This window comes from Rothia sp. HMSC072B04 (assembly GCF_001813725.1).
GTDB lineage: Bacteria > Actinomycetota > Actinomycetes > Actinomycetales > Micrococcaceae > Rothia > Rothia mucilaginosa.
The window spans coordinates 144,052-154,845 of the sequence record NZ_KV813803.1 but is presented as its reverse complement, the minus strand read 5'-3'; the positions used below and the strand labels follow the sequence as shown (position 1 = coordinate 154,845).

Genomic DNA, 10,794 nt, shown 5'->3' with positions numbered 1-10,794 from the left:
CCCGCTGCTGCTCCGGCTGCTCCCGCAGCTGCTGCTGCAGGCATCGAGGTCGTACTGCCCGCACTGGGCGAGTCCGTCACCGAGGGCACCGTTACCCGCTGGCTGAAGGAAGTTGGCGAGCAGGTTGAGGTTGACGAGCCCCTGGTTGAGGTTTCCACCGACAAGGTTGACACCGAGGTTCCCTCCCCCGTAGCAGGCGTTGTTGAGCAGATTCTCGTCCCCGAGGACGAGGACGTCGAGGTCGGCGCTGCTCTGGCTATCATTGGCGACGGTTCCGGTGCTGCTGCTCCGGCTGCTCCCGCAGCTGTTGAGGCTCCCGCAGCTCCCGCTCCGGTTGCTGAGGCTCCCGCTGCACCCGCTGCTGCTCCGGCTGCTCCCGCAGCTCCTGCAGCTCCCGCTGCACCTGCCGCTCCGGCAGCTGCTGAGGGCGAAGCATACGTGACCCCGCTGGTCCGTAAGCTCGCTAAGGACAACGGCATCGACCTGTCCACCGTCAAGGGCACCGGTGTTGGTGGCCGCATCCGCAAGCAGGATGTTCAGGCTGCTATCGCTGCTAAGGGTTCCGCTGCTCCCGCCGCTGCTGCACCCGCTGCAGCTGCTGCTCCGGCTGCTGGTTCCGCAAAGGCACCGCACACCTTCGAGGTTTCCCCCAAGCGTGGCACCGTCGAGAAGACCGCACGTATCCGCCAGGTTATTGCAAAGCGTATGCGTGAGTCCCTGGACATCTCCACCCAGCTGACCCAGGTCACCGAGGTTGACGTGACCCGCATCGTTCAGCTGCGTGCAAAGGCTAAGGACGGCTTCGCTGCTCGTGAGGGCGCTAAGCTGACCTTCCTGCCCTTCTTCGTCCAGGCATCCGCTGAGGCTCTGCAGCAGCACCCCGCTCTGAACGCTTCCATGACCGAAGACTACAAGCAGATCACTTACCACGGCTCCGAGAACATCGCGATTGCTGTGGACACCCCCAAGGGTCTGCTGGTTCCCGTCATCAAGAACGCTTCTGACCTGGGCATTGCTGGCCTGGCAAAGGCTATTGGCGACCTGGGTGGCCGTGCACGTACCGGCGACATCTCCCCCGAGGAGCTGTCGGGTTCGACCTTCACCATCACCAACATTGGTTCCTTCGGTGCACTGTTCGACACCCCGATCATCAACCAGCCGAACGTTGCAATCCTCGGTACCGGTTCCATCGTGAAGCGCCCCATGGTTGTTAAGGATGTTGATGGTAACGACGTTATCGCTATCCGCTCCATGTGCTACCTGTCCCTCACCTACGATCACCGCGTGGTCGACGGTGCGGACGCTGGTCGCTTCCTGCACACCCTCAAGACCCGCCTGGAGGAGGCAAACTTCGAGTCTGAGCTGGGCCTCTAAGACCTGCATAGATTCAAGGAAGTTTCCTTGTGGCGGTGCCCTGATGGGTAACCGAGCGTAGCTCTCCGGGTTTTCCCGGACAGTGAGCAAAAGGCGGCGGTTCCATCCACTTCGGTGGGTGGGGCCGCCGCCTTTTGTTGCGTCCGCGTTTCTACAGCGTCAGTTACACAGTGTTAGTTACTCGGTGTCAGCTATGCCGGTACGGGTTCGGCGCGGGCGATCTCCCAGCCTTTCTCACCTCGATGCAGGTCGAAGATGACTTTCTGGCGAGTGACGCCGTTTTCTTCGCTGAGTTTGCGGGCTTCCTGCTCGGTTTTATCGGCGCGGTAGCCGGGCGCAGAGACTACCGCCATCACGCGGATGTTCTCGCTGTCGCGGCTGAGTTCTTCGGCGGTGTCGACGGTGAGCTCTGCACCGCCTCGGGCACGGCGTTCTTGGTTTCGCTGGTCGATCAGGGCTCGTAGAATCTGATCGCCCTGCGCGCTCTGATCCTGTGTGCTCTGATTCTGTATTGCCGTGCCACCGGGGTCCTGCTCCCCCGTTGCGTTCACGGCTTGAGCGGAGACGGGCTGTGCCGTTGCCGGGGCGTTCTGCCCGTAGAGGGTGAACCCGAGAGGCAGCGCAATAGCCCCCAGTGCGAGCGCGGCGAGTCCCAGGCGTGCAGCCAGTCCCAGGCGCGCGGAGGGGCGGGCGAAAGCACCGCGTAGCACCGTCAGGCGGGATGTGCCCGTCGCATCTGCGTTCTTTAGAGCGGGCGGCGCAGTCTTTGCGAAGCTTGCCGTGGGGCTCACAGTGGGGCTCAACGGCTTAGAACCTGCGGTAGCTGCGCGCCCCGATTTCTTCACGCCCGGCTTCTTCACGCGAGGCAGATGCTCTGCCAGGTAGCGTTGAGCCTTCTGCGCCTTTGAGAGCTTCTGTACCGGCGCGGGCTCCACAGCTGCGGGAATGAGGGCGCGGGCTCGTTCTGAACAGCTCAGGTAGACGTTGAGCGGGCGAGGCGGCACCTCCTCCGCCAGGGCGACCACGGAGCTGAGCCCTGCGAGCGCCGCATCCTGGGTGGGTGCGTCCAGCAGGTATTCGAGGGCTCTGCCGAGGCGCTCAATCCACTCGCTGCTGGGTGCCCCATCGGTTGCAGTACCGACCACTCCCATGCGCTGTGAATCCATGCGCAGTGAGAGGGGTACGCGGGCGGCGGAGGGTTCCGGTGCGTGCCCGCAGGCGGCTTGCCAGAGCAGTGCCGCTGCGGAACGTGCGTAGTTGCCCCGAGCGGCGGTGAGCTGTTCCGTATCTAGAGGAGCCGCTTCACGATAGACGGCATCAGGTAGCAGGAGTTTGGGCACTCCGGCGGCGCTCAGAGCGATATATTCGGCGCTTAGTTCGGCGCGCCCCTCCCCCACCTTTTTGAGACTGCCGAGCGCCCGGTGCAGGGTGCGTGCCAGGGTCATGAGCTCGGCGGGTGTCAGGGCGCGAGCGCGCAGGAGCTTGTCAAGGGTGCCCGCATCGAGGGGCTCGTACCAGAGGCACAGCTGATCGGCGCTATCGGCGCTCTCACTAGTAACGGCGTGGAGCTTGGCGAGTCCGGGCGCGTTACGTAGAGCGGCGGCTACCTGCGGGGTCTGGACGTGCCTCTGGGCGGATGCATCCGTATTTTCCTCGAATCCGTACCCGTTGGCTGCCGCGCGCAGAGTGGGCGCGGCGGGAGCCAGCTGGGTGGAGGGAGCTACAGGGGTGGAGGGAGCAGGCGGGGCAGGCTGAGAAATGGTGCGCAGGGTGTAGCGTCCGGGGTGCGCGGAGGGTACGGAACGTACGGCGGGTGCGCTCTCGGTGGGTGCACTTGCGGTGGTTTCGCCCCGGTACTCGACAATCTGCAGGGTGGGTAGAGCCGGGTTGGCGATGCTTTCCAGAACGTGTGCTTCTTTGCTTCTCATACCATCATGTTATCAAATTACATCAAACAATATCTTTAAGCACACTAAAACAGTTTAAATACCCCAAAGAACCCCAAAGGTGAATTCAGGCATTTATCTGCTTATTCGCCCTTCCTCCCATTGAGCATACCCTCACGTAATATTCCGACGTGTTCGCTCATCACGTGATTCAGGGCGCCCTAATTTTCTTCCCTCCACCAGCAGTACTAAGGTAGAAAGTATGTCTGTGACGATTGAACGCGTGGGCTTCGCCCCGAACTATGTGAACTATGTTGAGTGCCTGGACGAGCAGTACCGCATCCACGATGAGGTGGCTAACCGCACCCGCCAGAATACGATTCTTCTGCTTGAGCACGAGGCAGTGATTACTGCCGGTAAACGCACCGAAGACCACGAGTACCCCGCAGACAAGTCCACCCCCGTCGTCAAGATTGACCGCGGCGGCAAGCTGACCTGGCACGGCCCCGGCCAGCTGACCGGCTACCCGATTCTGCGCCTGCCCGAGCCCATTGACGTGGTGGCGTATGTGCGCATTATCGAGGAAATCATCATTAACGTCCTTGCCGGTCTGGGCATTAAGGGTGAGCGCGTTGAGGGCCGTAGCGGCGTGTGGATTCTGGGCAACGGCATCACCCAGGACAAGAAGATCGCGGCACTGGGCATGCGCGTTTCCCGTAACACCACCATGCACGGCTTTGCGATTAACTGCTGCAACGACACCGCACCCTTCCAGCAGTTCATTCCCTGCGGCATTAGCGATGCGGGTGTTACCACTATTTCGGAGCAGCTGGGCCGCACCGTCACCCCCGCCGATATTTTGGAGCCGCTGGAGGCGGAGCTTCTGAAGTACCAGGACCGCCTGGCGGAGTCTTTCGAGCCCATTGCGGCGCAGGACTAAACGCAGGGTTAGACGCAGTCAAGAAGCATCGAACGGGCCGTACACGTAACGCGTCCGGCTTTGTTCGTCATATACGAAAATCAGTTTCACCTACGCCTGAGCGGGCGTAAAATAGAAGATGGCCCACCTGCACAGAGGGCACATCTAGACCAAGGAGAAGACTTTTGAGCACCGCACCTGAAGGACGCAAGCTACTGCGTGTGGAGGCCCGCAACGCTGAGGTTCCCATTGAGAAGAAGCCTCACTGGATTAAGACCAAGGCTATTGTTGGCCCCGAATACAACGAGATGCGCGAGCTGGCTCGCGGTCAGGGCCTGCACACCGTGTGTGAAGAGGCAGGCTGCCCCAATATTTACGAATGCTGGGAAGACCGTGAGGCAACCTACCTGATTGGTGGTTCCGAGTGCACCCGCCGTTGCGACTTCTGCAATATTGCGACCGGTAAGCCCGTTGCTGTTGACTACGCTGAGCCGTTCAAGGTTGCTAAGAACGTGAAGGTCATGGGTCTGCGTTACGCAACCGTGACCGGTGTTGCTCGTGACGATCTGGAAGACGGCGGTGCGTGGCTGTACGCAGAGACCACCCGCCAGATTCACAAGATGTGCCCGAACACCGGCGTTGAGATGCTCGTCCCCGACTTCAAGGGTGTTCCCGAGCATGTTCAGAAGGTGATTGACGCTAAGCCTGAGGTTTTCGCGCACAACCTGGAGACCGTCCCCCGTATCTTCCGTCAGATTCGCCCGGCGTTCCGTTACGAGCGTTCCCTGGATGTTATTACCCAGGCTAAGGAAGGTGGCATGGTCACCAAGTCCAACCTGATTCTGGGTATGGGCGAGACCGATGACGAGATTTACGAGGCGCTGTGCGATCTGCACGATGCTGGTTGTGACATCATTACCCTCACCCAGTACCTGCGCCCCGGCCCGCTCTTCCACCCGATTGAGCGTTGGGTGAAGCCGCAGCAGTTCGTGGATTTTGCGAACATGGCTGAGGAGATTGGTTTCGCTGGCGTTATGGCGGGCCCGATGGTTCGTTCTTCGTACCGCGCAGGTCGCCTGTGGGCTCGTGCAATGCGTAAGAACGGCTACCCGATCCCCGAGAACCTTGCCCACATTGAGGGTGAGGGCGCAGCCCTGCAGGAAGCCTCCACCCTGGTGGCTGCAGGCTACTAAGCCTTTTCAGAATCTTTCTGAGAGCGTTGAGGCTCCTCGAACCCGGTGTTCGTCCGGTGTTCGGGGAGCCTCCCCTTATACCCCGTCCCTTGTGCGGGTAGGGTAAACTAGAAAAATTGCAGGCATACACTGCATCGTTACGTCACTATGGTTCCGTGAGCGTTTGAGGCGCTTCTCGGGGCCGCGGAAGAACCAGCCGAGGAAGAATCGTGGCAGATAAGCGCGAAGAGAAGAAAAAGAAGAAGGAACGCACTCCGGGCACTTTCGCCCAGATGAAGCAGGTCTACCAGATGACCAAGAAGTCCGACCCGAATATTGGTTGGATTCTGAGTCTGTCGGCTCTGGGCACCCTTTTGGTTTTCCTCCTCATCGGTATTGCTCTGGGTAACTGGGTTACTTTCCTGATTCTGGGTCTGGGCGTTGCCGCTATTGTGGCGATGCTTCTGCTGGGTCGCCGCGCGCAGACTGCGGCTTTTGCTCAGATTGAGAACCAGCCCGGTCGTAGTGGTGCGGCGATGAACTCTGTGCGCCGCGGCTGGATCGTTGAGGAGCAGCCCGTTGCTGCGAACCGCAACCAGGATCTGGTGTTCCGTGCGCTGGGCCGTCCCGGTATCGTGCTGGTGACCGAGGGCCCTCACAGCCGCGTGAATTCCCTGGTGAACACTGAGAAGAAGCACCTGAACCGTGTGGCTCCCGGTGTGCCGGTTCACGTGATTGAGACCGGTCACGATGAGGGTCAGGTTGAGCTCAAGGACGTTGTGAAGACCATGAATAAGCTGCCGAAGGCTCTGACTCAGCAGGAGATGCAGGTTGTTTCGGGTCGTCTGAGCACTCTGAACACGATGCGTAACCCGATGAATGGCCTGCCTAAGGGTGTTGACCCGATGCGTGCTCGTCCTGACCGTCGTGCGATGCGCGGCCGCTAATTGAGGATTTTATATAGGTGTGAAGGCTCTGGTTTTTCCTTTCGGGGAAAATCCGGAGCCTTTTACCATGTCCAGTGATTGTTCTCGCAATCAGGGTGTTTGTCTGGTGCCTTGCGCTGTGGGTTTGCCTTTGATGCAACAGCTTTCCAGGATTTGTAACATTACCGAAACACGATAGTCACGCATACGCAAAAAATAACCACTATGCTGGATATGTCACAGGGTTTTGCCCGCGGCCAAAAACTAAACCAAGACTGAATGAGATGAGGGAAGATACCCCCTCGCGGTCAGTCGAACAAGGAGCAGTCCTCATGTTTACCAGCCCCCAGGAAGTTCTCGACTTTATCAAGAACGAAGAAGTAGTCTTCGTTGATATCCGATTCACCGACATGCCCGGCGTGCAGCAGCACTTCAACCTGCCCGCCAAGGCAATTGATGACGATTTCTTCGTCAACGGCCAGCTTTTTGATGGCTCCTCCATTCGCGGCTTCCAGGGCATTGCTGAGTCCGACATGCAGCTGATCCCCGACGTTCAGTCCGCATACGTTGACCCCTTCCGCATTGAGAAGACCCTGGTCATCATCTGCTCCATCGTGAACCCCCGCACCGGCGAGCCCTACCACCGTGACCCCCGCGGCGTCGCTGAGCGTGCCGAGGCGTACCTGCAGTCCACCGGCATTGCAGACACCGCATTCTTCGCATCCGAGGCTGAATTCTTCGTCTTCGAGGATGTCCGCTACCAGGTCGAGCCGAACTCCGTGTTCTACAAGATCGACTCCGATGAGGCACCCTGGAACACCGGCCGCAAGGAAGAGGGCGGCAACCTGGGCAACAAAACCCCCGTCAAGGGCGGCTACTTCCCCGTCTCCCCCGTCGACAAGCAGGCTGACCTGCGTGACGCAATGTGCGTAGCAATGGACGAGGTTGGCCTTGAGGTTGAGCGTAGCCACCACGAGGTGGGCGCAGCCGGCCAGGCAGAAATCAACTACAAGTTCGACACCCTCACCAAGGCTGCTGACGACCTGCTGAAATTCAAGTACGTCATCAAGGGCACCGCAGACGCATGGGGCAAGTCCGTGACCTTCATGCCTAAGCCCGTGTTCGGTGACAACGGCTCCGGTATGCACTGCCACCAGTCGCTGTGGCAGGACGGCGAGCCTCTCTTCTACGATGAGCGCGGCTACGCTAACCTCTCTGACACCGCACGCTGGTACATTGGCGGTCTGATTGAGCACTCCTCCGCTGTTCTGGCATTCACCAACCCGACCGTGAACTCTTACAAGCGTCTGGTTCCCGGCTACGAGGCTCCCATCAACATGGTGTACTCGCAGGGTAACCGTTCCGCCGGTATCCGCATCCCGATTACCGGCACCAACCCGAAGGCTAAGCGCCTGGAGTTCCGCGCACCGGACCCCTCCGCTAACCCCTACTTCGCGTTCGCTGCTCAGCTGATGGCTGGTCTGGACGGTATCCGTAACCGCATCGAGCCGCCGGCACCGATCGATAAGGACCTGTACGAGCTGCCCGCCGAAGAGGCTAAGGACATCAAGAAGGCTCCGGCTAACCTGGAGGAAGCTCTGGCGGCTCTGGAGGCTGACCACGACTTCCTGCTCGAGGGCGGCGTCTTCACCGAGGACCTGATTCAGGCTTGGATTGACTACAAGCGTAAGAACGAGCTGGAGCCGCTCTCGCTGGTTCCGCACCCGCTTGAGTACCAGCTGTACTACGGCGTCTAATCTTTCTTCCTGAACGGTGCCCCTTGTAGGGGGTGCGTTCTGGAGAACAGGCAACGGCCTATATGTTCCTCTGGGAACGTATAGGCCGTTGTTGTGTTTTCTGAGGGGTTTCTACTGGTTTTCTACGGGGCACAGGCTCGCCACACTCTTTTGGTGACGGTTCGTGTCTAATATTTTTCTGCTTCGATGAGCCTCGTGTGTCTTAGTTGCGCTTAGAGTGGCTCTAAGGGCTAAGCTGTTGGTGCTGGCGTTCCCTCCCTTTTTGTCGTGCAACCGGAGGGAACGCCAGTCTATTTTTATGCCCTCGCGTTGCTTGCGGTATATCAGCCGCGCTAAGTCAGCCGCACTTGGGTAATTCACGCCAGGGTGATTCGTGCAAGGGTAACCCGTGCCTGGGTGATCCGTTCAAGGGTCACATCATAAGATGTCGTACCTGCTAGTCCCGGGGTTCTTCCTGCACGGGCGTACAATGAAAGTGCGTGCGCCCGGCCGGCGGCACCTACGAATTCCGCGAGAAACGACATCACAACGCCGTGTTCTCCCCGCCGCCCTTCATACTTTCAGCATCTGCTGGGGCGAGTATCGCCGATGACCGACCGACCCGTCTGACGCCGCATCCACTGTAACGAGGAGAAATCTCATGGCATATCAGCCGACCATCCTAAACGGTGAAACTGTTTTCCGTAACGAAGTTTTTCAGACCGGCCTCATGTCCCAGCTGCTGGACGGCATCTACGATGGCGAGATGACCATCGGTGAGCTCCTGAGCCACGGCAACTTCGGTGTGGGCACCTTCAACGGCCTCGACGGCGAAATGGTCGTCCTCGACGGCGTCTGCTACCAGGTACGCCACGACGGCTCCGTGTCTCTGCCCGACCTGCGCCAGCAGACCCCCTACGCCGTGGTCACCAACTTCGTGCCCATGATTAAGCGCGAACTACCGCATAACCTACTCCGTAAGTCTGCCTCGCAGATTCTGGATGACTTCACCGTCTCCAAGAACTACATGTACGCCATCAAGATTTACGGCGAGTTCGAATGGGTCCGCACCCGCACCGTCATCAAGCAGGAGAAGCCCTACCCGAAGATGGTTGCGGCCACCGAGAACGAGGACATCGTCCAGTTCGATAACGTGACCGGCACGATTGTTGGCTTCCGCACCCCGATCTACGAGCAGGGCATCTCGGTGCCCGGCTGCCACGCCCACTTTATCGATGATGAGCGCGTTCAGGGCGGCCACGTGGTCGACTTCAAGCTGCGCTCCGCAAAGGTCGAGATTTGCCCCGGTACCGGCCTGCAGCTGCACCTGCCGCTGACCCCCGAGTTCTCCTCCGCTAACCTCTCCCCCGAGGACCTGGCTGACCAGATCTCCAAGGCTGAAAAGCACTAAGTTTCTTTCCCACCGGGATATAGCAACGGGCTATATTAACGAAGGAGCCGCCCTCTACAGAACTGTAGAGGGCGGCTCCTTCGTGTTTATACGCGCTGTAAAGGGCGCTTACGCCTCAGGCACGAACTCGCCGTGGCCGCGCTCGCGCAGGGCAGCACGCACCTTCTCGGCTGCTGCGTCCAGCTCTTCGGCGGTAGCATCCTTCTTCGCGTTGGCGGGATCGTAGTCAGCCATGCCGTCAGCCGGGAACAGGTGGATGTGGGTGTGCGGAACGTCGAAGCCCGCAATCATCAGAGCCACACGGTCCTTATCAAACGCTTGATCCAGGGCACCAGAAATCTTGTGCGCCACAGCGAACAGGTGCGCCGCCAGCTCAGCCGGCAGGTCGGGCCAACGGTCAATCTCTGCGCGGGGAACGAGCAGCAGGTGACCTTCCGACAGGGGCATGATGTCCAGGAAGGCGACGCAGTGCTCGTCCTTCCAGACGAAGCGGCCGGGAATCTCACCCTCAATAATCTTGGTAAAAATCGTGCTCACAATAATCTCCTTCATGCGCCGTCACCGGCACGTTTGAAGCTCAGTGGTCAGGCTTACGCCTCAACCTCAATGCTCTCACCGGGGTTCAGGTGCTTCAGCTCAGTGCCGTACTTCGCGCCGAAGTTCGTCACCAGACCCTCAATAATGCCGGTGCCGTTCTGGTTAATCATGCCATTGTGAATCGGAACCACACGCTGAGCGCCGGTCGCAATCACAAAATCAATGACTTCCTGAACCTTCGACCAGGGCGCGTGAATCGGCACCAGAACGGTATTCGCACGCACGCGGTGAGGAACCACCAGCGAGTCACCCGGGTGGTACAAGGCACCGTTAATCAGGTAACCGACATTGGCGATGGTCTGAATCAGCGGGTGAATCAGGGCGTGCTGACCGCCGTAGGTCTTCACCTCAAAACCGGGGATGCTGAACTCAGAATCAGAGGAAACAACGGTAACCTCGGCAGCGGGCACAGCCTCCTTAATGACCTGGGCAACAGCCTCGGGAGCCCAAATCTTCAACGGGGTCTGCGACTCGGCACGCTGAGCAATCAGCGGCAGCACCGACGGGCCGTCAAAATGGTCCGGATGCGCGTGGGTCACGAACAGGTAATCGGCGCCTTCCAGCGCGGTGGCGTGTTCGCCTTCTGCAGCAAAGTTGCCGGGGTCAAGAACGAGGGTGCGCCCCTCATTCTCAAGGCGGATACATGAGTGGGTGTACTTCGTCATTTTCATAGTTTTAGTCTACCGTTAACCCTCATTCGTGCCTGTTGATGACTTCAATTTTTGAGATAAAGCGCAAATCAACCACCTTTTGAACGCCTCTAGTGTAAAGTC

General features: G+C 59.4%; 9 protein-coding genes. 6 read left to right on the top strand and 3 right to left on the bottom strand.

The features are described 5' to 3' along the window. The coding region (gene sucB, locus HMPREF2928_RS05085) for a 2-oxoglutarate dehydrogenase, E2 component, dihydrolipoamide succinyltransferase (RefSeq protein ID WP_246823565.1) at positions 1 to 1,374 on the top strand (1,374 nt) is incomplete at its 5' end. Positions 1,375 to 1,565: 191 nt separating this feature from the next. On the opposite strand, the gene HMPREF2928_RS05080 is transcribed toward sucB, so the two are convergent. Then, on the bottom strand, positions 1,566 to 3,302 hold the full coding sequence (locus tag HMPREF2928_RS05080) for a peptidase (protein ID WP_070687532.1): 1,737 nt from the start codon (positions 3,300 to 3,302) through the stop codon (positions 1,566 to 1,568). A gap of 139 nt (positions 3,303 to 3,441) precedes the next feature. Between HMPREF2928_RS05080 and lipB the strand changes: the two genes are divergently transcribed. From lipB to budA, 5 genes are all read left to right on the top strand, one after another. After that, entirely contained in the window at positions 3,442 to 4,200 is a 759-nt protein-coding gene (gene lipB / locus HMPREF2928_RS05075; RefSeq protein WP_256370608.1) for a lipoyl(octanoyl) transferase LipB, read from the top strand. Positions 4,201 to 4,364: 164 nt separating this feature from the next. Then, positions 4,365 to 5,372, top strand: coding sequence for a lipoyl synthase (gene lipA, locus HMPREF2928_RS05070; RefSeq protein WP_049349534.1), 1,008 nt, complete (start codon positions 4,365 to 4,367; stop codon positions 5,370 to 5,372). Positions 5,373 to 5,581: 209 nt separating this feature from the next. After that, complete coding sequence (locus tag HMPREF2928_RS05065) at positions 5,582 to 6,298, top strand: DUF4191 domain-containing protein (protein WP_049358567.1); 717 nt, start codon at positions 5,582 to 5,584, stop codon at positions 6,296 to 6,298. A gap of 311 nt (positions 6,299 to 6,609) precedes the next feature. Then, positions 6,610 to 8,034, top strand: coding sequence for a type I glutamate--ammonia ligase (gene glnA, locus HMPREF2928_RS05060; protein WP_005508615.1), 1,425 nt, complete (start codon positions 6,610 to 6,612; stop codon positions 8,032 to 8,034). A 640-nt stretch (positions 8,035 to 8,674) separates the two neighbouring features. Next, positions 8,675 to 9,424, top strand: a complete 750-nt coding sequence (budA, locus tag HMPREF2928_RS05055; RefSeq protein ID WP_049327712.1) for an acetolactate decarboxylase — start codon at positions 8,675 to 8,677, stop codon at positions 9,422 to 9,424. Between the two features lie 108 nt (positions 9,425 to 9,532). Here the strand turns inward: budA and HMPREF2928_RS05050 are convergent, their stop codons facing one another. Both HMPREF2928_RS05050 and HMPREF2928_RS05045 read right to left on the bottom strand, forming a co-directional pair. Beyond that, positions 9,533 to 9,961 (bottom strand): HIT family protein, encoded by a 429-nt coding sequence (locus HMPREF2928_RS05050; protein WP_005505456.1) that lies wholly within the window; start codon positions 9,959 to 9,961, stop codon positions 9,533 to 9,535. A 53-nt stretch (positions 9,962 to 10,014) separates the two neighbouring features. Next, positions 10,015 to 10,692, bottom strand: coding sequence for an MBL fold metallo-hydrolase (locus HMPREF2928_RS05045; RefSeq protein WP_005505455.1), 678 nt, complete (start codon positions 10,690 to 10,692; stop codon positions 10,015 to 10,017). Positions 10,693 to 10,794 lie beyond the last annotated feature (102 nt).

Excerpts from the sequence above, each read along its gene's own strand:
- HMPREF2928_RS05080 (WP_070687532.1), bottom strand. The coding sequence starts at position 3,302 with ATGAGAAGCAAAGAAGCACACGTTCTGGAAAGCATCGCCAACCCGGCT.
- glnA (WP_005508615.1), top strand. The coding sequence starts at position 6,610 with ATGTTTACCAGCCCCCAGGAAGTTCTCGACTTTATCAAGAACGAAGAA.
- budA (WP_049327712.1), top strand. The coding sequence starts at position 8,675 with ATGGCATATCAGCCGACCATCCTAAACGGTGAAACTGTTTTCCGTAAC.
- HMPREF2928_RS05045 (WP_005505455.1), bottom strand. The coding sequence starts at position 10,692 with ATGAAAATGACGAAGTACACCCACTCATGTATCCGCCTTGAGAATGAG.